The 23,837-nt window shown below is 68.7% G+C and carries 25 protein-coding genes; 6 read left to right on the top strand and 19 right to left on the bottom strand.

All coding sequences use genetic code 11. From position 1 onward, the window contains the following. The first annotated feature begins 211 nt into the window (after positions 1-211). Together BEI_RS02880 and BEI_RS02875 are read left to right on the top strand one after the other, a co-directional pair. Positions 212-445 carry a hypothetical protein gene (locus BEI_RS02880; RefSeq protein WP_097788092.1) on the top strand — a complete coding sequence of 78 codons (234 nt, stop codon included), beginning with the start codon at positions 212-214 and terminating at the stop codon, positions 443-445. A gap of 10 nt (positions 446-455) precedes the next feature. Next, the gene (locus BEI_RS02875; protein ID WP_097788091.1) at positions 456-908 is read left to right on the top strand and encodes a CBS domain-containing protein; all 453 of its coding nucleotides are present in this window, start codon (positions 456-458) and stop codon (positions 906-908) included. 231 nt (positions 909-1,139) lie between these two features. On the opposite strand, the gene BEI_RS02870 is transcribed toward BEI_RS02875, so the two are convergent. The 11 genes from BEI_RS02870 to antA form a co-directional block, all read right to left on the bottom strand. Next, positions 1,140-1,514: a DnaJ family domain-containing protein gene (locus BEI_RS02870; RefSeq protein ID WP_097788090.1), complete on the bottom strand. Its 375-nt coding sequence runs from the start codon at positions 1,512-1,514 to the stop codon at positions 1,140-1,142. An 84-nt stretch (positions 1,515-1,598) separates the two neighbouring features. Continuing rightward, positions 1,599-2,768, bottom strand: a complete 1,170-nt coding sequence (locus BEI_RS02865; protein ID WP_153045757.1) for an alpha/beta hydrolase — start codon at positions 2,766-2,768, stop codon at positions 1,599-1,601. A gap of 26 nt (positions 2,769-2,794) precedes the next feature. Further along, positions 2,795-4,057 (bottom strand): TRAP transporter large permease, encoded by a 1,263-nt coding sequence (locus tag BEI_RS02860; RefSeq protein WP_097788088.1) that lies wholly within the window; start codon positions 4,055-4,057, stop codon positions 2,795-2,797. After that, on the bottom strand, positions 4,054-4,602 hold the full coding sequence (locus tag BEI_RS02855) for a TRAP transporter small permease (protein WP_097788087.1): 549 nt from the start codon (positions 4,600-4,602) through the stop codon (positions 4,054-4,056). The genes BEI_RS02860 and BEI_RS02855 overlap by 4 nt, the downstream gene beginning before the upstream one ends. Before the next feature lie 57 nt (positions 4,603-4,659). Next, positions 4,660-5,643 (bottom strand): TRAP transporter substrate-binding protein, encoded by a 984-nt coding sequence (locus BEI_RS02850; protein ID WP_097788086.1) that lies wholly within the window; start codon positions 5,641-5,643, stop codon positions 4,660-4,662. 73 nt (positions 5,644-5,716) lie between these two features. Then, positions 5,717-6,691 carry a catechol 1,2-dioxygenase gene (catA, locus tag BEI_RS02845; protein ID WP_097788085.1) on the bottom strand — a complete coding sequence of 325 codons (975 nt, stop codon included), beginning with the start codon at positions 6,689-6,691 and terminating at the stop codon, positions 5,717-5,719. 65 nt (positions 6,692-6,756) lie between these two features. Continuing rightward, positions 6,757-7,047, bottom strand: a complete 291-nt coding sequence (catC, locus tag BEI_RS02840) for a muconolactone Delta-isomerase (RefSeq protein ID WP_097788084.1) — start codon at positions 7,045-7,047, stop codon at positions 6,757-6,759. A 28-nt stretch (positions 7,048-7,075) separates the two neighbouring features. After that, entirely contained in the window at positions 7,076-8,200 is a 1,125-nt protein-coding gene (locus BEI_RS02835; protein ID WP_097788083.1) for a muconate/chloromuconate family cycloisomerase, read from the bottom strand. 94 nt (positions 8,201-8,294) lie between these two features. Next, positions 8,295-9,311: an anthranilate 1,2-dioxygenase electron transfer component AntC gene (gene antC / locus BEI_RS02830; protein ID WP_097788082.1), complete on the bottom strand. Its 1,017-nt coding sequence runs from the start codon at positions 9,309-9,311 to the stop codon at positions 8,295-8,297. Between the two features lie 20 nt (positions 9,312-9,331). Further along, positions 9,332-9,817, bottom strand: coding sequence for an anthranilate 1,2-dioxygenase small subunit (gene antB / locus BEI_RS02825; RefSeq protein WP_097788081.1), 486 nt, complete (start codon positions 9,815-9,817; stop codon positions 9,332-9,334). A 3-nt stretch (positions 9,818-9,820) separates the two neighbouring features. Then, positions 9,821-11,206 carry an anthranilate 1,2-dioxygenase large subunit gene (gene antA / locus BEI_RS02820; RefSeq protein ID WP_097788080.1) on the bottom strand — a complete coding sequence of 462 codons (1,386 nt, stop codon included), beginning with the start codon at positions 11,204-11,206 and terminating at the stop codon, positions 9,821-9,823. A 356-nt stretch (positions 11,207-11,562) separates the two neighbouring features. Here antA and BEI_RS02815 point away from each other — a divergent pair, with 356 nt between their 5' ends. After that, positions 11,563-12,567 (top strand): AraC family transcriptional regulator, encoded by a 1,005-nt coding sequence (locus BEI_RS02815; RefSeq protein WP_193765148.1) that lies wholly within the window; start codon positions 11,563-11,565, stop codon positions 12,565-12,567. Positions 12,568-12,679: 112 nt separating this feature from the next. Here BEI_RS02815 and BEI_RS02810 read toward each other — a convergent pair whose 3' ends face one another. From BEI_RS02810 to BEI_RS02790, 5 genes are all read right to left on the bottom strand, one after another. Beyond that, positions 12,680-13,573, bottom strand: a complete 894-nt coding sequence (locus tag BEI_RS02810) for a SphA family protein (RefSeq protein WP_227644552.1) — start codon at positions 13,571-13,573, stop codon at positions 12,680-12,682. Between the two features lie 74 nt (positions 13,574-13,647). After that, positions 13,648-14,163 (bottom strand): flavin reductase family protein, encoded by a 516-nt coding sequence (locus BEI_RS02805; protein ID WP_097788077.1) that lies wholly within the window; start codon positions 14,161-14,163, stop codon positions 13,648-13,650. A gap of 1 nt (position 14,164) precedes the next feature. Continuing rightward, entirely contained in the window at positions 14,165-15,406 is a 1,242-nt protein-coding gene (locus BEI_RS02800; RefSeq protein WP_097788076.1) for a styrene monooxygenase/indole monooxygenase family protein, read from the bottom strand. A gap of 55 nt (positions 15,407-15,461) precedes the next feature. Continuing rightward, positions 15,462-16,250, bottom strand: a complete 789-nt coding sequence (locus tag BEI_RS02795; protein ID WP_097790983.1) for an SDR family oxidoreductase — start codon at positions 16,248-16,250, stop codon at positions 15,462-15,464. 17 nt (positions 16,251-16,267) lie between these two features. Then, positions 16,268-17,500 (bottom strand): dienelactone hydrolase family protein, encoded by a 1,233-nt coding sequence (locus BEI_RS02790; protein WP_097788075.1) that lies wholly within the window; start codon positions 17,498-17,500, stop codon positions 16,268-16,270. A gap of 363 nt (positions 17,501-17,863) precedes the next feature. On the opposite strand from BEI_RS02790, the gene BEI_RS02785 reads away from it, so the two are divergent. The 3 genes from BEI_RS02785 to BEI_RS02775 all read left to right on the top strand — a co-directional run bounded on the left by BEI_RS02785 (position 17,864) and on the right by BEI_RS02775 (position 20,858). Next, on the top strand, positions 17,864-18,874 hold the full coding sequence (locus tag BEI_RS02785) for an AraC family transcriptional regulator (RefSeq protein ID WP_097788074.1): 1,011 nt from the start codon (positions 17,864-17,866) through the stop codon (positions 18,872-18,874). Positions 18,875-18,976: 102 nt separating this feature from the next. Further along, on the top strand, positions 18,977-20,377 hold the full coding sequence (locus BEI_RS02780) for an AlkA N-terminal domain-containing protein (protein WP_097788073.1): 1,401 nt from the start codon (positions 18,977-18,979) through the stop codon (positions 20,375-20,377). Then, on the top strand, positions 20,361-20,858 hold the full coding sequence (locus BEI_RS02775) for a methylated-DNA--[protein]-cysteine S-methyltransferase (protein WP_379802133.1): 498 nt from the start codon (positions 20,361-20,363) through the stop codon (positions 20,856-20,858). The genes BEI_RS02780 and BEI_RS02775 overlap by 17 nt, the downstream gene beginning before the upstream one ends. Before the next feature lie 41 nt (positions 20,859-20,899). Here BEI_RS02775 and BEI_RS02770 read toward each other — a convergent pair whose 3' ends face one another. The 3 genes from BEI_RS02770 to BEI_RS02760 form a co-directional block, all read right to left on the bottom strand. Beyond that, positions 20,900-21,334: a hypothetical protein gene (locus tag BEI_RS02770; protein ID WP_097788072.1), complete on the bottom strand. Its 435-nt coding sequence runs from the start codon at positions 21,332-21,334 to the stop codon at positions 20,900-20,902. 688 nt (positions 21,335-22,022) lie between these two features. After that, positions 22,023-23,225 carry an IS110 family RNA-guided transposase gene (locus BEI_RS02765; protein WP_227644551.1) on the bottom strand — a complete coding sequence of 401 codons (1,203 nt, stop codon included), beginning with the start codon at positions 23,223-23,225 and terminating at the stop codon, positions 22,023-22,025. A gap of 90 nt (positions 23,226-23,315) precedes the next feature. Next, the gene (locus tag BEI_RS02760; protein ID WP_097788071.1) at positions 23,316-23,804 is read right to left on the bottom strand and encodes a metallophosphoesterase family protein; all 489 of its coding nucleotides are present in this window, start codon (positions 23,802-23,804) and stop codon (positions 23,316-23,318) included. Positions 23,805-23,837 lie beyond the last annotated feature (33 nt).

The raw sequence follows: 23,837 nt of genomic DNA, 5'->3' as shown, positions 1-23,837 counted from the left end.
CATGAGAACAGCGTAGTCCGCCCTGGTGGAGCGTCACCTTGATGGCGATCAAGAGACCGGCCACCGGCATCGCCAGGGATGCCGGCCCCGGCGGCGCCCGGGCGCCGATGCAAGCCCGGCCGGCGATGGCAAGCCCCCGGGCCCTGACCCATACTCCAGGCAGGCCGGAGACCATACACCCGCAAGGGAAATCCCCCGAGAGGAGAAGGCCATGGGCACCTGTGACACCTGCGGCAACGGCTACAGCGATTCCTTCCAGGTGATCAAGGACGGCACCGAATACACCTTCGACTGCTTCGAATGCGCGATCCACAAGCTGGCTCCCCAGTGCGCCGCCTGCGGCGTCCGGATCATCGGGCACGGCGTCCAGCACGGCCAGGCGCTCTACTGCTGTGGCCACTGCGCTCACGGCGCGGGCGCCAGCGGCATCGTCGATCACGACTGAGGATACGCCGATGAAGGTCGGTGAAGCCTGCAACCGGGACGTGGTCGTCGCGGAGCCGCACACGGAGATCCTCGATGCGGCGAAGCTGATGCGCGCCCATCATGTTGGCGACCTGGTGATCGTCGAGATGCGCGTCGGCCTCCCCCGCCCCATCGGCATGCTGACCGACCGGGACCTGGTGGTGGAGGTGATGGCCCAGGACGTGCCGCCCAGCGAGATCACCGTGGCGGATGTCATGACCTCGGACATCGTCACGGTCCCGGAGGACCTGGAAATCTGGGAAACCGGCGAGCGCATGCGCCAGCACGGCGTGCGCCGCATGCCGGTGGTGGCCGCAGACGGCTCGCTGGTGGGCCTGATCACCCTCGACGACCTGCTGGAACTGTTCACCGAGTCCCTGGACACCATGACGCGGCTGGTCAGGAACGAGATGCGCAAGGAGACCCAGCGCCGCAAGCCTTAGGTTCGCTGCAGAAGGGCAGAGTCCCGAGCCGCGGGATCCTGATGAATGCGCTAGCGCTTATCTACGACGGCCACGAAGGTCGCCGTATGGCGGGTAAACGAGCCCGCGAGCGCACCCGCGATGAGGCGGTGCCGACATTGGAGGGCTTGGCGACGGTATTGGTGGATGCGCTGACGCTTATCCCCCCTACGCGTCTGGTGCGATGGCGATTGGCGGGAGAATGGTCGCGCGTCAGTCCTCGCCGTCCAGGCGCCGGATCACCCTGTCCCGGTAGTCGCCCCGTTCCAGCAGCAGGCTCGGTTCCCGTCCGCGGGACTGCAGCCGACTGCGCAGGAGGTTGAGCCGGGCGCAGGCCCGCTTGCGCTCCTCGCCATGATCCAGTCGCGCGATCAGGCTCTCCACCTCGCGGATCTCGCGCACCAGCTCCAGCTCCGGCGGCAGGAAGCCGGCGTTCTTCAGCAGCCGATAGCCGGCCCGCAGCGCCTCCGGCACCAGGCTGTCGTCATCCAGCTCCAGCGGCCGGCCACGCCCCGGCAGGCGGTCCAGCTCGCCGCGTTCCAGCGCCTGCCGGATCTGGGCTTCCGCCAGTCGATCGACCAGGGTCATGCGTCACCCTCCTCCCGGCACGGGCTCGAAGCCTTCTTCCCCTGAGCCTAACACCATGGCGAGTCATTGCAGCGCCGTCAGGGGTCACATCAGACTCAGCGACGCCCCGAGCAGGCCCCCCTTGGCGAGACGCTCCATGACCGAGAAGTGATGGGTTCCGGGCACGCTCGAGACCTCGATACCCTCGAGACGGGCGCCCCAGCGGCGGGCCAGCTCCCGGGACTGCCAGTGAAACGCCTCGCTTTCCCGCTCCCCCACCGCCAGGTGCAGGCGCAGGCCGGGGTTGGGGGTGGCGAACATCGGGCTCAGCGCCCGGGCCGTCTCGGCGTCGGGCAGGCCGAGCAGAGGACCGAAGCTCATGTGGCGCATCGGCTCCAGATCGAACAGCCCGCTGACCAGCAGCGCGGAACGGATGGGATCGGGGGGCATGGCCGGGTCCAGGGCCGGCCAGTCGGTGCTGACCAGGCAGGCCCCCAGGTGGCCGCCGGCGCTGTGGCCGCTGACCTGGATGCGCTGCCGATCGATGCCGTACGGCTCGGCCCGATGCCAGAGCTGGCGCAGGGCCTCGCGCACGTCCTCGACCTGGTCGGCGATGGTGGCCTCGGGGCAGAGCCGGTAGTTGAGCACGGCCACCGCCCAGCCCGCCTCCAGATGGCCAGCCAGCAACTGGCCATGCTCGGCCTTGTCCATGGCCTGCCAGTAGCCGCCGTGGATGAACACCAGCAGCGGGGCGTTCGGTCGCGACGCGGGGAAGAAGTCGAAACACTGCGCCGGCGCCTCGCCATAGGCCAGGTCGCGCTTCACCTCGCGCGAGGCCAGGAACCGCTCGCCCTCCTCCCGCCAGCGCCGGAAGATCTCGAGGTGATCGGGCACCGCCGCCCGGGCGCTGTAGGCCGCATTGACCTGGGAGGCGGTCAGGCCGTGCCAGACCACCGGCGCGTCCGACGCCGAGGCCGACGGTTCGCCCAGGGTCGCCACCAGGGCGATGCGCGCCCCCTCGGTCGCCTCGACGGCAAAGCCGGCCGGCTTGAAGCCCCCGAAGACCTCCCGCCATAGGCGGTCGCAGGCCCAGGCGTGGGGATTCAGTCGGCCGCCCGGCGAGCGCACCGTCAGCGCCTCCAGCCCCGCCGGGGAGCGTCCGGCCTCCTTGAGGCGGCCCAGCAGCGCCACCAGCGCCTCCCGGTAGGCGGCCTCCCGGGCCCCGGCCGTGTCCTCCGGCAAGGGCGCCTCGGCCCGCAGGATCGTCCTCGCCATGCGTTCACCTCCTTCGCCTCGAGTGATCATCCGACCAGCGCCAGGGTCAACCAGGGCTGCCAGGCCAGCAGCACCAGCGCCAGCAGGCTCATCAGCAGGAAGGGCCACAACGCACGGAAGATCTTCAGCGGCGGCACCCCGGTCATCGACGAGCCGATGAACAGCCCCGCCCCCACCGGCGGCGTCAGCAGCCCCAGCACCAGCGTCAGGCACACCACCACCCCGAACTGGTAGGCGGTGATGTCGAACTGGGTCTGGGCGATCGGCAGCAGGATCGGCACCACCAGGATCAGCGCGGCGATCCCGTCGACGATCATCCCCACCAGCAGCAGGATGCCCACCACCAGCATCAGGAAGGCGAAGGGATCCTCGGTCAGCCCGGCGATCCAGGCGGCGGCCATCTGCGGCAGCTGCTCGTAGACGATTACCCAGCCGAACACCCCGGCGGCGGCGATCAGCATGATCACCAGGCCGGCGTTGAAGGCGGTGCGCCGCAGGATCTCCGGCAGCTTGGCGAAGGTCAGGTCGCGGTAGACGAAGCGGCCGATCAGCAGCGCCGCCAGCGAGGCCAGGGCCGCGGATTCGGTGGGCGTGGCCAGCCCGGCCAGGATGCCGCCGATGATGATCAGCGGGATGGTCATGGCCGGCAGGCCCATCAGCAGGAAGCGCCTGGCCTGCGCGCGGCTCGGCCACTGGCCCTGGGGATACTGCTGCACCAGGCCCACCGCGGCGATGGCCAGGAAGAAGAGCCCGCCCATCAGCAGCCCCGGGATGATGCCGGCGATGAACATGTCGGCGATCGGCACCTGGGCCATCACCCCGTAGAGCACGAACAGCATCGACGGCGGAATGATCGGCGACAGCAGCCCGCCGGCGGCGGTGATGGCCGCGGCATAGGGCTTGTCGTAGCCGTCGGCCTCCATGGCCGGGACCATGGCCCGGGACATGATGGCGATCTGCGAGGCCGCCGAGCCGACGATGGCGGCCATCATCATGTTGGCGACGAGGTTGATGTAGACCAGGCCGCCACGGAAGCCGCCGACCAGGATCCGCGCCAGGTCGATCAGCCGCCGGGTCAGCCCGCCCTCGTTCATCAGCTCGCCGGCGAGCATGAACAGCGGGATAGCAAGTAACCCGTAATTTTCCATCGCGCCATACAACTGCTGGGGATAGGACGCGAACAGCAGGGTGTTGCCCGAATCGGCGATGTACCAGGCGGCGGTGAGCGCCAGCACCAGGGCGATGGGCACCGCGCCCAGCAGCAGCACGGCGAAGACGACGAGAGTCATGCGAGCCTCCTTTCCGCGCCCGCCAGGCCCTTCAGGCCGTCGATCAGGTTGACCACGGCATGCAGGCTCAGCGAGACGGAGAAGATGGGCAGGCACAGCCAGACCCAGAACTTGGGAATGCCCAGCGTGCGCGAGGTTTCGGAATACATGAAGTTGAAGGTCTCCCCCTGGAAGGCCTGGATGTCGAAGCCGGTGGCCCAGAGGGTCGCCGGGTCGTACCAGCGCCAGCACAGCACGGCCAGGAAGAGCGCGAAGAACAGCACCATGGCGTCGACGAAGAGGTGCAGCCCCTGCCGCATGCCGTTCGGCAGGGCATCGACCAGCAGCGTCACGGCGACGCCCTCGCGACGCTTGAGCACCGCCGAGGTGGTGAAGAAGGTCATCCAGATCATGGCGTGGATGGCCAGTTCGTCGGTCCAGTAGAGGGCATGGCCCAGCGCGCGAGTGGCGATGTTGAGCAGGATCAGCAGGCTGATCACCGCCGCCAGCGCCGCCGCGATGGCCCCCTCACAGCGGGCGATGCCGGACGAGAGTCGTTTGAGCATGGCAGCCTCCGGGGAGCCCCGGCGCAGGGCCGGGGCGGTGACAGGATCGGGCGGGGATCACTCGGCGAGTTCGGCGGCCGTCTCGCGCAGCTTGGCCAGCGACGGGGCCTTGGGGGCCCAGACGCCTTCCCACTTGGCGATGGCGTCGTCGAAGAAGTCGGGACCGACCTCGTTGACGGTGATGTCCTGGCTGCGCAGGTCCTGGCCCCAGGCCTCGTGGTTCTCCTGGAAGCGGGTCATGACGTTGTCGGCGTGCTCGGCCATGGCGCTGCGGATCATCTCGCGATCCTCGCCGTCGAGCTGGGCCCAGACGCGCCCGGAGATCACCGCCACCATGGGGAAGATCATGTGGTTGGAGATCACCAGGTTGTCGGCCTGCTCGTAGAACTTGAGCAGGCGGATGGCATCGTAATCCATGTCGATGGCGTCGACCTGGCCGTTGGCCAGGGCATCATAGACGGCGGGCAGCGGCAACGGCGTAGGGGCCGCGCCGGCGGCGGCATAGAAGTCGCGGATCGGGTCGAAGGGCGTGATGCGCACCTTGAGCCCGCTCAGGTCCTCGGCGGAGTCGATGGGCTCGCGGCTGAGGATCTGGCGCATGCCGGCCATGCCGTAGCCCACGCCCACCAGGCCGGTGTGCGACGGCATCATCTCCAGCAGGTCCGCCGCGGTATCGGAGCGCAGCAGGGCGGCGGCGTGATCGATGTCCTCCACCAGGAAGGGCGCGTAGAGGGCGCCGAAGTCCGGGATGCGGTTGGAGACCTCGGCGATGGTCAGGAAGGCCATGTCCAGGGAGCCCGCCTGGAGCTGCTGGACCATCTGTGCCTCGGTACCCAGCTGCTGGGCGGGGAAGGTGCTGACGCTGTGTTCCCCGCCGGAACGCTCGGCCAGGGTCTCGGCGAAGCCCTCGGCCTCCTGGGTCCAGATATGCGACTGGGGCGTGATCAGGCCGAGCCGGAAGTCCCGGGCCTGGGCGGTGAAGGCGGTGACGGAGAGCGAAGCCGCCACGGCGGCCGTCATCAGGGTCTTGAGCTTGTTCATCGGAGTGCCTCTGTTGTTGTAGTCCTGCCTGATGTAACCGGCCCCGGAGGGCCGGCTATCGACACGGGAAGCGTTACACCTTGGCCGCGGCGGCCTGCTGGCTGGCCTGGTCCTGCTCGTCTTCCTTGGCCCGCGGACGCTTGTGGCGATGCTGCAGCTCGGGGGCATCGGTCTTCGACAGCTCGATGTCGAACACCACCTCGGTGAAGGGCCCCTCGAAGCCGCGCTTCTCGGCCTCGGCGGCGTCCTCGATCCGCTGGCCCGGCACCACCAGCTCCTCGCGGGTGGCGAAGGCGAAGTCGTCGTAGGTGTAGGGATCGCCGGCCAGGTTGATCTGGGTGGTCAGGTGCTGGTGACCCGGGGCCGAGATGAAGTAGTGGATGTGCGCCGGGCGCTGGCCGTGGCGGCCGAGCAGGTCGAGCACCTGCTGGGTCGGGCTGTCCGGCGGGCAGCCGTAGCCGGAGGGGATGATGCTGCGCACCGCGTAGCGGCCCTCGGCATCGGTGATGATGGTGCGACGCAGGTTGTACTCGCTCTGCGAGGGATCGAAGAAGGAGTAGCCGCCCTTGGAGTCGGCGTGCCACACCTCGACCTTGGCCCCGGCGACCGGGTGGCCGTCGGTGTCGCGCACCTGGCCGGTCAGCCACATCGCCTCGGCGTCGGGGTCGTTGCCGTCGTCCATGCGCCCGGAGCCCTGGAGCTCGGGGGCGCCGGCCACGTAGAGCGGGCCCTCGATGGTGCGCGGGGTGCCGCCGGTACGGCCGGCCTCGGCGTCGGCGGCGTCCATGCGCATGTCCAGGTAGTGATCGAAGCCGAGCCCCGGGGCCAGCAGGCCGAACTGGGTGCCCTGGCCGAGGGCGTTCAGCTGGCTGACGGCGGTCCAGAACTCCTCGGGCGTGACGTCGTAGTCGTCGATCAGGCGGTAGAGATCGGACAGCAGGCGATGCAGGATCTGCTTGGCGCGTTCGCTGCCGCCGTCCTGGTCGAAGCCGGCGACGGCCTTCAGGAAGTCCTGCACTTCGGGGGTCTCGAAGATCTTCACGGTCATGGTCGTTTCCTCGGTTGTTGTCGTCTGTTCGACGGCCGGCGACGCCGGCCGGCGTCCTCCGTGATTCAGGAATCGTCCTCGCGGATCGAGGACGGGTGACGGCACAGCGGCTTGACGCGGATCTCCATGTAGGGGAACAGCGGCAGGTTGCTGATCAGGTCCTGCAGTTCGGCGTTGTCCTCGACGTCGAAGATGCTGACGTTGGCGTAGCTGCCGGCGACCCGCCACAGGTGCCGCCACTTGCCGGCCTGCTGCAGCTCCTGGGCGTAGGCCTTTTCCTTGGCCTTGATCTCGGCGGCCTGCTCAGCCGGCATGTCCGGCGGCAGCTTCACGGTCATTTCCACCTGGAAGAGCATGGGCGTCTCCTTGGGATGCAGGGCGCGCTCAGTCGCGGCGCCGATAGTGGTTGAGCTTGTCCTCGTCGAGGCGGATGCCGAGCCCGGGACCGGCCGGCAGGTCGACGCCGAACTCGTGGTAGTTCAGCGGCTCGGCGACGATGTCGTCCTTGAGCAGCAGCGGGCCGAACATCTCAGTGCCCCAGGTCAGCTCGCCGAGGGTCGACCAGGCATGCAGGGAGGCCGCGGTGCCGATGGTGCCCTCCAGCATGGTGCCGCCGTAGAGGCTGATGCCGGCGGCCTGGGCCACATGGGCCAGCTCCAGGACGCTGCGCGGCCCGCCGGCCTTGGCGATCTTCAGGGCGAAGGCATCGCCGAAGCCGCAGGCGGCCAGGGTGAAGCCGTCGCGGGCGTCGTGGACCGCCTCGTCGGCCAGCATCGGCACCACGAAGCGGCTTGCCAGCCGCGCCAGGCCGGCGAACTCCCGGGCCGGGATCGGCTGCTCGATGAGGTCGATGCCGGCGGCCTCGAGGGCGTCGATGCCGCGGGCCGCGGTGGCCTCGTCCCAGGCCTGGTTGACGTCGACCCGCACGCTCGCCCGATCCCCCAGCGCCGCCTTGATGGCACCGACGTGACGCACGTCCTGGTCCACCGGGTTGGCACCGATCTTCAACTTGAAGTCGCAGTGACGGCGCTCCTCGAGGCGCTGGAAGGCCTCGTCGATGTCCTTCTGGGTATCGCCGGAGGCCAGGGTCCAGAGCACCGGCAGGTGATCGCACCGGGCCCCGCCCAGCAGTGCCGCCACCGACAGGCCGCGGCGCTTGCCCTCGGCGTCGAGCAGGGCGGTCTCGAGGCCGGACTTGGCGAAGCTGTTGCCGCGGGCATGGCGGTTCAGGCGTGCCCGCAGGGCGTTGAGGTTGTGGGACGGCTGGCCGATCAGCAGCGGCGCCAGGTAGCCGTCGATGGTCTGCTTGATGCCCTCGGGGCTCTCCGGGCCGTAGCTCAGGCCACCGATGGTGGTGGCCTCGCCCAGGCCCTCGGTGCCGTCGGACAACCGCAGGCGGATGATGACCATCGTCTGGCAGGCCATGGTGGTCATCGACAGCTTGTGCGGACGGATGGCCGGCAGGTCGACCAGCAGCGTCTCGACGTCTTGGATCAGGATGTCGGACATGGGGAGCTCCATGTGGCTCGTCTCGGGGCTCCGCTCGGGGAGCGGGTCGTGGAGGATCCGGCCGGCGGCGCGCCGTCCGCCGGCCGTAGGGCGATCAGCTCGAGACGAACTTCTCGAAGAACACCCGGTGCTCGCCGACCTCGCGTTCCTCGAGCCACTGCTTCGAGGCCTCGATCATCGGCGGCGGCCCGCACAGGTAGGCGTCGAAGGGCTGGGCCAGGAAGTCCAGGTCGAACAGGTCGCAGACCACGCCCTTCCTGCCCTGCCAGGCCTCGGAAGGATTCATCACGATGGTCTCGAAGGCGAAGTCGGGCAGCACCTCGGTGAAGCGATCCAGGCGATCGAGCTCGCTGAGATCGGCTTCCTGGGTCACGCCGTAGCAGAGCCGGATCGGCCGGTCGCCATCGCCGTTCTCCTCGATGCGCTCCAGCATGCCGAGGAAGGCCGAGAGCCCGGTGCCGCCGGCGACCATCAGCAGGGGACGCTCCACCTCGCGGAGGTAGAAGGCCCCCAGCGGGGCTTCCAGGGAGATGGCATCGCCCGGCTTGGCGCGATCGCGCAGGTAGTCGCTCATCACTCCGCTGGGCAGCAGGCGAATCAGGAAACGCAGCTTGCCGTCCTTCACCGTGGAGGTGGCGAAGGAGTAGGCCCGCCATTCGTCGGAGCCCGGCACCTCGAGGCGCGCATACTGGCCGGGCAGGTACTGCAGCGCCTGGGCGGGGTCGTCCAGGGCGATCTCCAGAATGGCGGCCGCATCGGAGACCTGCTTCACCTCGCTGACGGTGCCGTCGTGGACCTCGGTGGCCACGCTGCACACGCCGGAGTCCACGTCGAAGTAGAAGGAGCCGTGGTGGGAGAGCAGCCGGGTCTGGCAGGCCAGCACGTGGCCCTCGGCGATCTCCTCCTCGGTCAGCGCCTCCTCGTCGATGTACTCGACGTCGACCTCGCCGGCCTCGCGCAGGCAGCGGCAGGTCCCGCAGACCCCTTCCCGACAGTCCACCGGCAGGTTGACCCCGTGACGCTGGGCGGCGTCCATCAGCAGCTCGTTCCTGTCGACCTTGACGAAGCGCGTGATGCCGTCCCGAAAGACGATGGCGGCTGTGTTATGCATGACTCGCCCTCCAGCGAAACTCAGACGTGGTAGAAATCCAGCACGGAGTCGATCTTGTCGTTGAGCAGCACGGTGTGCTTGCGCAGGACCTTCCAGCTGTCGCCCTCGCCACGCAGGGTGTAGTCGGCGGTGCCGAAGAAGTGGTTGCTCTCGCCGAAGCGGTAGAAGTGGGTCACCCAGTTGACCCGCACCTGGACGATGCCGTCGCCCTGCTCCTCGCAGCGCACGTTGTCGATCAGGTGCAGGGTCCGCGGCATCGGCGTGGAGGCCGCGGACTTGCCGGTGCACAGTCGGAAGACGCGGTCCTCCAGGCCCGTGCGGTCGGCGTAGTACATCAGCGACATCTCGCGCTTGGGGTCGCGGGTCAGCTCGTACTCGTTCTTCCACTGCGGGATATGGAACTCGCACTCCGGCGCGAACTGCTCGAGGTAGCCGTCCCAGTCGCGGTCGTCGCAGAGCTCGGCCAGGCGGTACATGAACTGCTCGATGGATTGCTGAAGACTCATGGCTTACACCTCCTGGAGCTTGAGTGCTTTCTTTTCGAGGCCCTCGAGCAGCAGCCGCTGCCAGGTCCCGTGTTGGTTGACGTAGAGCCCTTCGTGGGTGAACTCGGTGCCGGTGATCACCGGCTGGATGCCGAGCACCTTGCTGTTGTGGGTCTCGCCGTACTGCCAGTCCTGGTGGCCCCGGGAGATGTCGCTCCAGCGGGAGGCGCGGGCCTGGAAGCCGCGCTGCTGCTCGCGGAACTCCACCAGGTCGTCGGGGGTGCCCATGCCGGAGACGTTGAAGAAGTCCTCGAACTGGCGGATGCGGTTCTCCCGGTCGGCGTCGGACTCGCCCTTCACGCCCAGGCACAGGCTGATGACCTCGGTCTTGTTCCAGGCCACCGGCCGCACGATGCGCAGCTGGGAGCTGATCTGGTCCATGAAGAACAGGCTCGGGTAGATGTTCAGGTTGCGCAGGCGGTGCATGGTCCACTCGGCGCGTTCCTGGGGATGCTTCTCGAGCATCCGCGGCATCACGGTGGCGTAGCCGGGACGCACCTGGGGATTGGGCATGTCGCTGAACAGCAGGCTGTGACCGTTCTTGAAGGAGAACCAGCCGTCGTCGGTGTCCTTGTCGCCGGCGCCCAGCTTGCTGTAGTCGAGGGTGTCTCCGCCGCCGTGCTTCTGCGCCTCGAGCTCGCGGCGATGCTGCACGGTGGAGACGTAGTTGTAGTGGACGGTGCTGACGTGATAGCCGTCCAGGCCGTTCTCGTTCTGCAGCTTCCAGTTGCCGTTGAAGGTGTAGGTGGACTTGCCCGGCAGCACCTCCAGCTCACCGTCCTCGGCCTGTTCGACCATCATGTCGAAGAACAGCCGGGTATCGCCGAGGAAATCCTCGAGGCTGTCGGTGCCCTCGGTGTCGAGGCTGATGAAGACGAAGCCCTTGTAGCTCGCGATGCGTGCCTGCTTGAGGCCGCGGCTCGACTTGTCGAAGTCCGCCGGGTACTCGCTCGGCGCCTTGACCTTGACCAGGCGGCCGTCGGACTTGTAGCACCAGGCGTGGAAGGGGCAGGTGTAGGTGGACTGGTTGCCGCACTCGGTGCGCACCAGGGTCGCGCCACGATGCTGGCAGGTGTTGGCCAGGGCGCGCAACTGCCCCTTGGCGTCGCGCGCGATGATCATCGGCTGGCGACCGGCCTGCATGGTGATGAAGTCGTTGTTGTTCGGGATCTGACTCTCGTGGCAGGCGAAGATCCACTGCTTCTCGAAGATGAGTTCCATCTCCAGGTCGAACAGGGCCTCGTCGGTGAACATCTCCCGAGCCATCTGGTAGACGCCTTCGTCGGGGCGGAAATCGAGACAGTTCTCGACGAATTGCTGCCACTCGGGAATAGAGCGTTGTGCTGTCATCGGTCATCACCGTCTTGTTGCTTGTCGTGGTGTGACCCAACTTAGGCGGGGGGATGACGCCCCCACTATTCGCTTCTTCGGCCAACGCTATGCACTTCTTCTTGCACCCCGCCGGAACGCGCCTCCGGACGGCGGCCGGCAGCGATAGACTTTGGTCGAGGACCGGACGAAAAGCCGGCCGGGCCTTGACCCAAGCGAATGGAGATATGGCATAAAGGTGCTATACTTCGCCCTATAAAGTTCGCCATACGAACGACAAGACTGACAAGCGAACACACCAGCCTCTGGCGATGGGTCCCGACGACCCCACAAGAAGCCGTGACAAGCGGCCCGGCCCCTGGAGGCGAGGAGACCGTATGACACTCGCGCCCCACGTATCGACTCGCCAACGGATCGCCACCCTGATCCATGACCCCTCGGATGCCTGCCGCTGGATGCGGGGCATCAACGGCCCCCACGAGCTCGAGGTCCCCCGGCCTCGGGAGCTGGCCTTCCGGCACGAGGGCACGGCGCTCGGCAACGTGGCCCTCGGCATCATCGAGTACTCGACCCGGGTCAACATCCGGGTCGACGACCTGGCCCACAGCTACAGCATCAGCCTGCCGCTGTCCGGCGAGCAGCACATCGAATACGCGCGACAGGAGTTCGCCTCGGACCGTCAGGTCGGGGCGATCATCTCGCCCAACCAGCCACTGCACCTGAACATCGGCGAGGACTGCCGCAAGCAGCTGGTTCGCCTGTCCCGCGAGGCGGTGCACCACCGCCTCGGCCAGCTGCTCGGCCGCAAGGTGACGGCCCCGGTGGTCTTCGACCCGAGGATGCCGCTCGAGGGCCATCTGGGCGACTGGTGGAAGACGGTCGCCCACCTGCAGGAGCTGCTCGGCGCCGAGGGCTCGCTGTGCGACCTGCCGGAGGTCTGGGGCAACTTCGAGAACAGCCTGATCACCAGCCTGCTCTACGCCCAGCCCCACAACTACTCGGGCGAGCTGCACGGCCGGCAGCAGGAGCGCCCGGGCTACCTCGACCAGCTCGAACGGATGATGCGCGAGTCCCTCGACCAGCCGCTCACCCTGGGCGACCTGGAGAAGGCCTCCGGCGTCTCCCGGGAACGCCTCTACCAGGACTTCCATGCCCATTTCGGCACCGCGCCCATCGCGCACTTCCGCAACCTGCGCTTCGACTGGGTGAAGCGTCGCCTCGAGCACGCCGGCCCGCGGGAGAGCGTCTCCAGCATCGCCATGGACTGCGGTTTCCTGCAGCTCGGCCGCTTCTCCAAGGAATACCAGAAGCGCTTCGGCGAGCGGCCCTCCCAGGCCATCGGCCGCCACGCCGGCGGCGGAAGCCCGATCGTCCATCACTGACGGCCGGTCATCGGCGCCTCCAGGGAAGGCGCCGTGGTGGTTCCTCCCAAGAAAAGGGCACGCGCCATCGGCGATGGCACGTGCCCTTTTCGATGGCTTGGCGAGGCGGGGGTTACAGCGGCCAGGCCGCCTTGATCCACCAGGCATCGCCGTCCGGCCGGTTCTCGAGGAAGAACTCTCGCTCGTATTTCAGCGAGACGAAGGCGCCCTCGCCGGCATCCAGCTTGATGGACGGCCCGATGGCGAAGGCCTGTCCCTCGTTGCCGATATCCACGCCGTTCAATCGGTCACCGGTGATCTGCTTGTAGGCATAGCCGCCGATGCCGACCACCCAGTTCGGATGGACGCCGTAGCCCAGGGCATAGTCGGCGTGGAGCTCCTGGCCGGAGCGGTAGTCGGTGTCCTCGTTCTCGAAGTTGTAGTCGTACATCAGCTTGAAGTCCCAATTAAGCCCGTCCGGGTCGACCCGGGAGGCGGCATAGACCCCCTGCACCGTCCAGTAGTTGCGGCCGATATTGGCCAGCCTGCCGGCCTCGTACTCCCCGGTGGGCGCGATCACATCGATGCCGACCGCGCTGTGCAGGGTGGGACCGTGGTGATAGGCCAGGGCCGCGGTGAGGTCGATGTCGCCGAGGCCCCGGTCGCTGTCCTGCATGCCGTTGACCGAGACGTCCAGGTCCACCAGCGGCAGCAGCGCGGCGAAGGCCAGCTGCCCGCCCAGCAGGCGCCGCTCGGTCACCCACAGCAGCCGCGGCGCCAGGACGTCCGCGCGCAGGCGGAAGTCGATCGGCAGGCTGTCGCCGTCGTCGTCCCGGAAGTCGTCGGCGGCGTAATGGTTGGCATACAGCAGTGAATAGAGGCCCGGCGGCGGCAGGGCGCCCATCAGGTAGTTCTCCGCGCCCATGGGGTAGCTCGAGCCGCCCCCCTCGGTCGCCTGGGCGGCGGTCGCCAGCGACAGCGCCAGCCCGGCGATGCCGGCCGACATGCCTTTCGATAAGTGCGTCATGAGGATCGTCCGATCGTTGTTGTTCTGCGTCGTTGTGGTGAAGCGGGCTCCGCCGAGGCGGAGCCCGGGGTCGCTCAGGCGCTGAGTCGCTGGAAGCCGCCCTGGTAGAACAGCAGGGGCTCCCCTTCCTCGGTCGCGAAGGCCTGGACCCGCCCGACGATGAGCAGGTGATCCCCCGCGATGCGGGTGAACTCCACGCGACATTCGAGCCGGGCCAGCGCCCCGTCCAGCAGCGGCACGCCCGCCGCGTTGTCGCGATGGGCCACCCCCTCGAACTTGTCGTCCGACGGGCGGGCGAACTGCATGGCCAGGGCATCCTGGTGATGGCCGAGGATGTTGACCGCGAAGGCACGTCCCTCGGCGAAGGCCGGCAGGCTGGGTGACGTGAGCGCCAGGCTCCAGAGGATCAGCGGCGGATCCAGCGACAGCGAGGAGAAGGAGTTGGCGGTGATGCCCACCGGGGCACCTTCCTCGGTCCGGGCGGTGACGATCGTCACGCCGGTGGCGAAGCGGCCTAGGGTGTCGCGCAGGGCGCGGCCATCGATCGCCGGAGTTGCCTCGGCGCGAGGCGAAGCCGTCAGGGTCGTCATGTCAGGCCCCCTTCTTCATATGGTCGTTGACGAAGTGATCGCAGGCCCGGGCATCCAGCCACCAGGGGAGGAAATCGGGCGGGTTGTCGAAGCCGTTGGCCAGTACCGAGGCCAGGGACGGGGACTCCTCCGCCGCGCCGAGCAGGTTCAGGATGTGCTCCTCGGGCGGCAGCAGCAGGCTGTTGGTCCAGCTCACCACGTCCCTGGCATAGCCCCAGTACGTCTCGAAGGTGGCGTGCATCCAGTCGGCATCGAAGGCCTGCTCCCCTCGGGCCAGGATGGCGTCGAGGTAGACGCGGCTGCACTTGGCGCCGTTGTTGGAGCCCTGGCCGGTGATCGGATCATTGACCACCAGCGCATCGGCGATGCCCATGACCCGGCGTCCGGAAGGCAGGGTCGCGACCGGCTGGCGCACGGTCGGCGGGAAGCGCCCGGCGAGGATGCCCTGGTCGTCGGTGAGCTGGACGTCCTGGCAGCGCTCGGCCTCCCAGGGGGCGAAGGTACGCAGCAGCTCGAGGCTCCTGGCCAGGTGCTGCTCGGGAGTCGAGACGTCCTGCCAGCAGTCCAGGGGGCCGCCGGGAATGCCCTCGAACACCATGATCTCGCAGGGACCGTTCAGGGTCAGGGCCGGGAAGGCGAAGTACTCGCCGACGCCGGGAATCAGGTTGAAGGCCACCCGGGAGAAGGGCTCGCGCGGCGTCATGCCCTGCACATAGGTCAGCGCCAGGGCTCGCTGGGGCTTGTCGAAGCGGGACCGCTCGGCATCGCGCTCGAACAGGCGCACGATGTCCCCCTTGCCGGCGGCCACCAGCACCAGGTCGTGGGAGGCGGCCAGCTCCTCCAGGTCGTCGATGCCGGCATCCCGGATCACCAGCTCGCCGCCGAGCCGTTCGAACTCGTCCATCCACACCGGCATCTTGAGGCGCTGGTCGACCGATTGCGCCGGGCGATCGAGGCGCGCCGCCCAGTCGATCGCCTTGGCCCCTTCCCGGTCGGGATCGGGCACCGTCATGCCGATGCCCTCGACCGGCGGGCAGTCGCGCTCCCAGAAGTTCAGGCCCAGGTCGCGTTCGGTCTGCAGCGCCCGGTCGAACATGCACTGGCTCGACATCACCCGCCCGCCGCGGATCTGCTCGGCGGTGCGGTTGGACAGCAGGGTCACCTGGTAGCCGTGTTTCAGCAGGCCGATCCCGGTCTGCAGGCCGGACTGGCCGGCCCCTACGATGGCAATGCGTCGGGTCATGATGATCTCCACGATGGGTTGTTGTTGTGCCAGCCTCGGGCTGGTTGGGCCGGTCTCAGCCGGCCAGTCGGGGAATCGCCGGCACGCGCTGCTCGGGCCCCAGGGCCGAGTAGCCGCCGTCGACGGCGTAGTCGGCGCCGGTGACGAAGCTGGCGCGATCCGAGCAGAGGAAGAGCACCACCTGGGCGACCTCCTCCGGGTCGCCGGCGCGGCCGAGCATGTGGAAGTCCCCCGCCACCTCGTCGGTGCGCTCTCGGTCGCCGCCGCTGACCTCCTCGATCAGCCGCGACCAGGTCCAGCCCGGGGAGACCGCGTTGACCCGGATGCCCTCCTCGGCGAAGTCCAGGGCCATGCTGCGCGTCAGCTGGCGGATGGCCGCCTTGCTGGCCGGATAGAGCCAGCGTCCGGTCTGGGCGGCCTGGGCCGAGATGCTGCTGAAGTTGACGATGGCGCCGCCCCCCCGCCGCCGCATTGCCGGCAGCACGGCCTTGGACGCCATCACGGCGCTGACGAGGTTGATGTCCAGGGCCGTCAGCCAGTCGGCGCGCGAGGAGGCCGCCCCCTCGTCCAGGTAGCTGCAGGCCAGGTTGATCAGGGCATCGATGCCGCCGAAGCGCGCCTCGACCGTCTCGACCGACTCCTGCAGCCGGGCATCGTCGGTGATGTCGGTGGCGAGGAAGCAGGCCCTCGGCCCCAGGCGATCCGCCAGGGCGGCCCCCGCCTCGGCATCGATGTCCAGGATGGCGACGCCGGCGCCGGCGGCGACGAAGGCCTCGGCCACGGCTTGCCCGATCAGGGTGGCGCCGCCGGTGATGACCACGGTGCGTGCGTGAAAGTCTTCCATCTCGGTCCCCTCCCCGTTCAGCGTTCGGCGCTCTCGGCCCACTTGGCCATGAGCTCGTTGGACGGCCGCGTCTCGTCCAGCAGCTTGGCGGCGGTCGCATGCCCGGCCACCGGCAGTCCCTGGGGATCGAGCACCCCGATCTGCACCAGCACCGAGGCCTGATCCCAGTAGATGTGCTCGTGGTAGAGCTTGTCGCCGCGGAACTTGACGATGGCCACCAGGGGGATCTCGACGTACTTGCCGGTGGGGGCGATGCCCGGCAGCAGCCAGTCGATCTCGCGGTCATGGGTGAAGCAGAACAGCAGCTCGTCGACGATCTGGGTCTCGCCGATGGTCCGGGAGATGGGAACCAGCCGGGTATCGTCCGGATTGCTGTCGACGAAGTGGTGCTTGTAGAAGCGGTACAGGTCCCGATAGCCGACGCCGCCGGTGAGGGTCGGGATGTGATTGACGTAGGGCTCGGCGACCATGGTCGCCATGGTGTCGTCGACGTTGCGGGTGGAGAACTCGTACTCGCAGTGCTTGTCCCACAGCGCGGAGAGGTCGTAGCGGGGGCCCATGGCCTGGCGGAAGGCCGCCACGGAGCGCTGGTGCGCCATCAGCGCCGAGGGCTTGTGGTAGTGCTCGGAGCCCGGCCGGGCGAAGGCGTGATCCACGCCGGGATAGAGATACAGCTCGATGTTGTCGCGGCCCGCCAGGGCGGCCTGGATGTCCTGGCGCGCCGCCGCCGGGCAGTACTCGTCGTTCTCGGCGAAGTGCAGCACCAGCCGGCCCTGGATCGCGTCCGCCTCGTCCAGGTGGTGCTCGATGCCCATGCCGTAGTAGCCCACCGCGGCCGCCACGTCGCAGCGGCAGGCGGTGAGATAGGCGAGCCGAGCGCCGAGGCAGAAGCCCAGTGCCCCGACCGGGCCGCTGCACTCGGGACGGGACCGCAGCGTCTCGATGGCCGCGCCGATGTCCGCCACGCCCAGGTCCTGGTCGAAGCCCTGGTAGAAGCCGAAGGCCTTCTGCCAGTCCTCGGGGCCATAGCCCAGCTCGACCCCCGCTTCCTGGCGCCAGAACAGGTCCGGCGCCAGCACCACATAGCCTTCCTCGGCGTAGTAATCGGCGATCTCGCGGATGGTGGCGTTGATGCCGAAGATCTCCTGCAGCAGCACGATGCCCGGCCCGCTGCCGGCGGCCGGGACCGCCAGATACCCGCCGAAACTGCCGCTGCCATCCGCCGCCCGGATCTCGATGGAGGTGCCCATGGTGGTGTCTCCTCGGTTGTTGTTGGAATCCACGAGGTCCACCTTAGGCCGGGTCTCCCCGGCGGCACGCGCCGGCTACTGCAGCGGCTATCCGTTCCGTGCAGAAAGTGCATCGGCAGGGCCTGGATCAAGAAATCGCGGGCTTATACTGGCCACACCCCTGCGACACCACCCGGCATGACCGGGCGGATGACAACAACAACAAGGGAAACGCTGAGTAAATTGCCGAGCATAGTGAAGCGCAAGGCGCACGGAGCACAGAAAGCGAGACATAACGAGGGGTTAGGCGAGCTTTCGAGCACCGCGCAACGAAGCGATTTGCATGCGCAGGCATTTCCGGAGTGTTTCCCAAGGGAGAGCCCCATGAAACCGGAAAACCGTATACCCGGCTGGCTGCGATCGGCGCTGCTGGAGGACGACCGTCGGCTGGTCTTCAGCTCCGATGCCCTGGAAGAGGCCCAGGAGAACGTCTCCAGCGTGTTCAAGCCGCACCGGCTGGACACCCTCTGTGGTGACGGCCCCCTCAGGGCCCGGCTGCACTCCGTCGGCCTGGGCAAGGTCTCGCTCAACCGCCTGACCTACGGCCGCGAGGTGCGGATCGATCCCGAACGGCTCGAGCGCTTCTACCTGATCCAGATGCCGGTCTGCGGGCAGGCCGAGATCCTCGCCGACCGGCAAGCCATCGACTCGACGGGGGCGCTGGCCTCGGTGCTCAACCCGACGGAACGGCTGGAGATGCGCTGGAGCGGCGACTGCGACCAGCTGATGCTGCGCATCGAGCGCGAGGCGCTGGATCTGGCCTGCAGCCGTCAGCTCGGCCGCCCGCTGCGCGAGCCGCTGTGCTTCCAGCCGGGGCTGCGCTGGCGGGACGACCCGAACTGGTTTCACCTCATCGCCTACCTGGCCCGGCTGCTCAAGGCATCGCCCGGCGCCCCCGGGCAACCGCTGATCGCCCCCCAGCTCGAGCAGCTGGTCATCGGCACCCTGCTGGCGATCCAGCCCCACAACTACACCGAGGCGTTGCAGCAGGGCGAGCGGCGCCTGGCGCCGCGCCACGTCAAGCGGGTCGAGGAGTACATCGAGCGGCATGCCCAGGAGCCGTTGACGCCGGCGCTGCTGGCCGAGGCCGCCGGCGTGAGCCTGCGAACGCTGTATGCCGGGTTTCGCGATTTCCGCCACCAGAGCCCGATGGAGTATCTCCGCCAGGTACGCCTGCAACGGGTCCGGGCGGCGCTGCAGACCGATGACGGCAACGCCTCGATCACCGAGGCCGCCATGCGCTGGGGATTCACCCATATGGGACGCTTCAGCCAGCGCTACCGCCAGACGTTCGGCGAGACGCCCAGCGAGACCCGGCGCCGGGCCGGGGGGTGAAGCCGGTCCGGGAGCCGCCCACCTCGAGGGCCGATTCCGGCGAGTCTTCTCCGCCAGGCGCGATACACTGGCGAGGAAGAGCCGGAATCGAGGAACGCCGCCATGCTGGACCCCGCCCAGTGCCGCCAGGCCCGCCTGGCCCGGGACGCCCGCTTCGATGGCCGCTTCGTCGTCGGCGTGACGACCACCGGCATCTACTGCCGGCCGATCTGCCCCGCCACCCCGTCCCGGGAGGGCCACGTCCGCTATTTCGCCAACGCCCTGGCCGCCGCCGAGGCCGGTTTCCGCCCCTGCCTGCGCTGCCGACCGGACAGCGCGCCGGACTCCCCCGTCTGGCGGGGCACCCATACGACACTCGAGCGGGCCCTGCGGCTGATCGACGAGGGCGCGCTTCAGGCGGGGACGCTCACCGAGCTGTGCGGGCGGCTGGGCATCGGCGAGCGCTACCTGCGCCGGCTGTTCGAGCGCCATCTCGGCGTCTCGCCCAAGGCCTACGCCCAGCACCGCCAGTGCCTGTTCGCCAAGCAGCTGCTCCACCAGACGACCCTGCCGGTCACGGACATCGCCTACGCCAGCGGCTTTCGCAGCCTGCGCCGCTTCAACGATGCCTTTCGCGAGCGCATCGGCCAGGCGCGCCGGGACCTGCGCCGCCGGGCGGGGAAGGCCGACGAGGACCTGACGCTGTGGCTGGCCTACCGCCCGCCCTACGCCTGGGAGGTCCTGCGGGACTTCCACGCCGACCGCGCCATCGAGGGCCTGGAGTGGGTGGGCGAGCGGCATGTCGGTCGCCGGATCCGCTGGGGCGAGGCGCGAGGCGAGTTCACCGCCGAGCACGTCCCGGAGCGACACGCCTTCCGGGTGCGCCTGGCGCTGGACGACCTGCGCGCCCTGGCGCCGGTGGTGCGCCGCATCCGCCGGCTGCTCGACCTGGACGCCGACACCGCCACCATCGAGGCCCACCTGGGCCGCGCCCTGCCCGGCCTCGCGCTGATCGAGGGCCTGCGCCTGCCCGGCGTCTGGTCGCCCTTCGAGGCCGGGGTACGCGCCATCCTCGGCCAGCAGGTGTCCATCGTCGCCGCCCGCCGCCTGGTCAGCCGCCTGGTGGCGGAGCTGGGCGAGCCGGCCGGGGACGAGCGTCGCCACTTCCCCACCCCCACCGCCATCGCCGCCAGCGACCTGGCGTGGCTGGCCATGCCCGGCGCGCGCCGGAATACCCTGCGCCGCTTCGCGGCCTGGTACGCTGGAGACGAGGCCAGCGACGAACCGGCCGACTGGACCGCCCTCAAGGGCATCGGCCCCTGGACGGCGAACTACGCGGCCCTGCGCGGCACCGGCGCCCCCGACGTCTGGCTGGACGGCGATGCCGGCGTGCGCCGGGCCCTGCACCGGCTCGACGGGGCCGACCCGGCCCTCGCCGCGCCCTGGCGCAGCTACCTGACCCTGCAGCTCTGGTCCCTGGACCTCTCTCACCCCCACAGGAGGAGCCATGCCGATGACCGATGACGCCCTGGACTACTACCGGCCGCCGGAGACCGAGGCCCTGGGCCTGATCCGCCTGAGCGCCAACGAGGCGGGGCTCACCGAGATCGCCTTCGTGCTGGAGGAAGACGCGCCGGCCCGGCCCAACTCGCTCACCGAACGGGCCCGTGCCCAGCTCGAGGAGTACTTCGACGGCAGCCGTCGCGCGTTCGACCTGCCGCTGGCCCCCGGCGGCACCGACTTCCAGCGCCGCGTCTGGGGGGCGCTCTCGACCATCCCCTTCGGCGAGACCCGCTGCTACGCCGAGATCGCCGAGCAGCTCGGCTGCAAGGGCGGCCAGCGCGCCGTGGGCGCCGCCAACGGCAAGAATCCCCTGGCCATCGTGGTGCCCTGCCACCGGGTGATCGGCAGCGACGGCCGGCTGACCGGCTACGCGGCCGGCATCGGCCGCAAGCAGTGGCTGCTGGCCCATGAGGCCGGCGAGGTGCCCTTCCACCTGGAGTAGCCCCGACCCGCGATCCGGGATCCCGGGTCGGCGCCTGGCGGCTACCGGCAGAGCGGCGTCTCCATGATCGAGATCTGCTCGAAGGGGGCCGGCAGGGGCCGGCGGCTCGACAGCGGCAGGCTCATGGCCTCCAGCGCCGCCCGGGCACCGCAGTACTGGCGCTTGCAGGCATCATAGGGTGTCGCCGCGAGGGTGATGGCCGCCGCGTCGCGGGACAGGGTCAGGGAACAGCTCCCGTCCGTCACCTCATACGCCTCGCCGCGGCGGGTCGCCGTCAGCCTTCCCTTGCCGCAATGGTGCCCTCCGCCCTGCCAGGAGCTGAACGTCAACCCGACCCTCTCCCCCCGGTCATCGACGACCAGGATGTCGCTACCGTCCCGGCCGCAGTAGACGCCGGTCAGCTCATTCGCCGACACCCCCAAGGCGACCCCCATCAGGCAGATCCCCAGCACCAGGTGTCTCGTTGTCGCCGTCATGATCCCCTCCCCTGCGGTTCTTGCTGCACGTCGCCGCTCCCCCTTGCGGTAAGCCTCGAACGCCAGGCGCCCGGGCGCCTGGCAAGGGGGCCTATCGATCTGCCTAGGCAGGGGACCCGAGGCAGTCAACGCGACGACGGGAAAAATCAGACGAATCTCCGATCCCGGACTCAGGGGTAGGGGGGATAAGCGTCAGCGCATCCACCACGATCCTGGGTTGTACTGCGGAGACCCAACACGCGTGAAGGAGCCGCCCTAGGAGCCTGTCGGGTTTGGCCGATCGTCACGAGAATCACGGATTTCGAGTCAAATTCATCGATCGATTGAGGCGAATAGCGTGCTATTTAACGAAATGGATCGAATGAAGTTGGCCGAAAGCCCGGGATTCGCAGTAGATCAGCGTTAAGCCCGACAGGCTCCTGGTATGGATTGACCTGTCAAGGGTTCGGTTGTCTCGGGTGCATGCGGTTGTCTTCAGTGCCTACGGGTCAGGAAGCGAAGGGCTATCAGCGACGGTGGATCTCTCTGGTATTCGTGGGTCGGGTACCGACCTTTCATCACTTCGTCGCGGAGCTACCCTGGTCTAGAAGCGAGGGTCACCCAACCCCGGAGAGTGGGGGCCTCATAGGAGCCTCAGGGGTTCTCCCACCGGCCCGACGCTCCCTGACACGTAGACACGGGGACATCGTCATGCGGTCGCTCGGCTGCCGTGCGGCTTGCTCATGGCTTCGCAGACGATGGCCCACAGGAACCCCGCCAGTTCTCGGGCCACCGCCGTGGTGACCTGCTGCGCCACCTTGCCCGTGGCGGCCAGTCGGTGGTAACGCCCGCACAGTCGTTTCTGGGCCTCCCAGGCGATGGCTTGAACCGCTGGCGAGGTCTTCTCCGCCCGCCGCTGAATGATGCGCGTCTTGCGCGCCGGGAAGCGGTAGCTCCAGGCGGCTTCCACCAGCACGCGTCGCACATGGCCATTGCCGGTCTTGGTGATACCGCCCTGGCGCCGACTGCCGCCGCTGGAGTGCTCGCTGGGAACGAGCCCCAGGTAGGCCATCAGCTGACGGGGCGAGTCGAAGCGGCTGATGTCACCGAGTTCGGCGAGCACCGTCATGGCCGTGATCAGGCTCACGCCGCGCATTGCCTGTACCGCCTCAACCACTGCCGCCAGCGACCAGCCCGGCAACGCAGCCTCCATCTGCTCCTCCAGGCCGGCCACGCGACGCTGGGCGTCCTTCACGGCATCCACGTACTCTTCCAGCACGATCTGCTGAACCGGGGTGTCGAAGCGAACGGTCTCCAGCCAGCGGAAATGCGCCTGGCCCCACTTGCTCTTGCCGGGATAGACCTTGCCATGCCGTAGCAGGAAGGCCCCCAGTCGCTGCCGCGCCTTGAGCTCGATGGCCTTCATGTCTTCACGGGCCCGTGTCAGGTCGCGAATCGCCTCCTGCTCCGGCGTGGGGACCCACACCGGGGTGAGCTCGCCGGAGCGCGACAGGCGTGCCAACATCTGTGCGTCTCGCCGGTCGGCCTTGACGCGATCCCCGGCACGCTGAGGGATCAAGGACGGGGCGACCACCTCACAGTCATGGCCACTGAGCTGGACCTGGTGGTAGACCCCATAGCCGCAGGGGCCGGCCTCGTAGCTGAACAGCAACGGCTGCCCCTCGAAGCGTTGGCTCAGTTGGCGAATCAGCTGGCCGATGGCCTTGGGATCGTTGGGGATCTCGCCGCGGGACTCGGGCGCCTGACGCCCCGCCTCGGCGATGGCCACGGAGATGCTGGCCTGGTGCACGTCCAGGCCGATGTAGGCGGCATGGGTGTCGCTGGCGGCGTTGAGCCGCTCGGCGATAGCGCGCTGATCAACGGCCGGCTGAGTTGCGTTAGACTGTTTCATGACCTGCCTCCCTCAATAGTGGCTCTGTGTTGTTGCCTCAACTTCAACGTAACCCACGACGTTGAGGCGGGGCAGGTCAATCCATCGTGTCTAGCGGGGCAGGTGCAGGATGGCGCCGCGCAGGGCCGTCTCCTCGGCCCACAGCTTGCCCAGGGTCAGCGGCAGCGAGAAGCGGCGCCGGCCGGCGCCGCCGGGGTTGAACAGCAATCGGCCGTCATGCCATTCGTTGCGCGCCTTGTGGGAGTGGCCGTGGAGCACGGCGTCGCAGGGCGTCCCGGGGGCGAAGTCGGCGATGTCGTGCACCAGGTGCAGGCGCCAGCCGTTGACCACCAGGTCCCGGTGCCAGGGCAACGCCTCGGCCCAGGCCGCGGTGTCGACGTTGCCGCGCACGGCGTGGACCGGCGCCAGCTCGGCGAGCCGCGTGAGGATCGCCTCGTCCCGGGCCCGGCCGCCCACGTCGCCGAGGTGCACGATCAGCCCGCAGCCCTGCAGCATCGCCAGCGCCTCGTCGCGCAGCGTGCCGTGGGTGTCGGCGATCACGCCCACCGGGGCGTCGAGCTCGAGGGTGGGGGTGTCCATGCGACAGGCTCCCGTCATGCGGTCGTGCCTATC

The organism is Halomonas beimenensis (assembly GCF_002549795.1).
GTDB lineage: Bacteria > Pseudomonadota > Gammaproteobacteria > Pseudomonadales > Halomonadaceae > Halomonas > Halomonas beimenensis.
This window is presented reverse-complemented; position numbering and strand designations above follow the sequence as displayed.

What these genes read in the sequence shown, in the direction of transcription:
- BEI_RS02880 (WP_097788092.1), top strand. Translation starts at nt 212, where the DNA reads ATGGGCACCTGTGACACCTGCGGCAACGGCTACAGCGATTCCTTCCAG.
- catC (WP_097788084.1), bottom strand. Translation starts at nt 7,047, where the DNA reads ATGCTCTTCCAGGTGGAAATGACCGTGAAGCTGCCGCCGGACATGCCG.
- BEI_RS02850 (WP_097788086.1), bottom strand. Translation starts at nt 5,643, where the DNA reads ATGAACAAGCTCAAGACCCTGATGACGGCCGCCGTGGCGGCTTCGCTC.
- BEI_RS02795 (WP_097790983.1), bottom strand. Translation starts at nt 16,250, where the DNA reads ATGGAAGACTTTCACGCACGCACCGTGGTCATCACCGGCGGCGCCACC.
- BEI_RS02855 (WP_097788087.1), bottom strand. Translation starts at nt 4,602, where the DNA reads ATGCTCAAACGACTCTCGTCCGGCATCGCCCGCTGTGAGGGGGCCATC.
- BEI_RS02790 (WP_097788075.1), bottom strand. Translation starts at nt 17,500, where the DNA reads ATGGGCACCTCCATCGAGATCCGGGCGGCGGATGGCAGCGGCAGTTTC.
- catA (WP_097788085.1), bottom strand. Translation starts at nt 6,691, where the DNA reads ATGACCGTGAAGATCTTCGAGACCCCCGAAGTGCAGGACTTCCTGAAG.
- BEI_RS02835 (WP_097788083.1), bottom strand. Translation starts at nt 8,200, where the DNA reads ATGTCCGACATCCTGATCCAAGACGTCGAGACGCTGCTGGTCGACCTG.
- BEI_RS02765 (WP_227644551.1), bottom strand. Translation starts at nt 23,225, where the DNA reads ATGAAACAGTCTAACGCAACTCAGCCGGCCGTTGATCAGCGCGCTATC.
- BEI_RS02815 (WP_193765148.1), top strand. Translation starts at nt 11,563, where the DNA reads ATGACACTCGCGCCCCACGTATCGACTCGCCAACGGATCGCCACCCTG.
- BEI_RS02770 (WP_097788072.1), bottom strand. Translation starts at nt 21,334, where the DNA reads ATGACGGCGACAACGAGACACCTGGTGCTGGGGATCTGCCTGATGGGG.
- BEI_RS02860 (WP_097788088.1), bottom strand. Translation starts at nt 4,057, where the DNA reads ATGACTCTCGTCGTCTTCGCCGTGCTGCTGCTGGGCGCGGTGCCCATC.
- BEI_RS02800 (WP_097788076.1), bottom strand. Translation starts at nt 15,406, where the DNA reads ATGACCCGACGCATTGCCATCGTAGGGGCCGGCCAGTCCGGCCTGCAG.
- BEI_RS02870 (WP_097788090.1), bottom strand. Translation starts at nt 1,514, where the DNA reads ATGACCCTGGTCGATCGACTGGCGGAAGCCCAGATCCGGCAGGCGCTG.
- BEI_RS02785 (WP_097788074.1), top strand. Translation starts at nt 17,864, where the DNA reads ATGAAACCGGAAAACCGTATACCCGGCTGGCTGCGATCGGCGCTGCTG.
- antB (WP_097788081.1), bottom strand. Translation starts at nt 9,817, where the DNA reads ATGAGTCTTCAGCAATCCATCGAGCAGTTCATGTACCGCCTGGCCGAG.
- antC (WP_097788082.1), bottom strand. Translation starts at nt 9,311, where the DNA reads ATGCATAACACAGCCGCCATCGTCTTTCGGGACGGCATCACGCGCTTC.
- antA (WP_097788080.1), bottom strand. Translation starts at nt 11,206, where the DNA reads ATGACAGCACAACGCTCTATTCCCGAGTGGCAGCAATTCGTCGAGAAC.
- BEI_RS02805 (WP_097788077.1), bottom strand. Translation starts at nt 14,163, where the DNA reads ATGACGACCCTGACGGCTTCGCCTCGCGCCGAGGCAACTCCGGCGATC.
- BEI_RS02865 (WP_153045757.1), bottom strand. Translation starts at nt 2,768, where the DNA reads ATGGCGAGGACGATCCTGCGGGCCGAGGCGCCCTTGCCGGAGGACACG.
- BEI_RS02780 (WP_097788073.1), top strand. Translation starts at nt 18,977, where the DNA reads ATGCTGGACCCCGCCCAGTGCCGCCAGGCCCGCCTGGCCCGGGACGCC.
- BEI_RS02810 (WP_227644552.1), bottom strand. Translation starts at nt 13,573, where the DNA reads ATGACGCACTTATCGAAAGGCATGTCGGCCGGCATCGCCGGGCTGGCG.
- BEI_RS02775 (WP_379802133.1), top strand. Translation starts at nt 20,361, where the DNA reads ATGCCGATGACCGATGACGCCCTGGACTACTACCGGCCGCCGGAGACC.
- BEI_RS02760 (WP_097788071.1), bottom strand. Translation starts at nt 23,804, where the DNA reads ATGGACACCCCCACCCTCGAGCTCGACGCCCCGGTGGGCGTGATCGCC.
- BEI_RS02875 (WP_097788091.1), top strand. Translation starts at nt 456, where the DNA reads ATGAAGGTCGGTGAAGCCTGCAACCGGGACGTGGTCGTCGCGGAGCCG.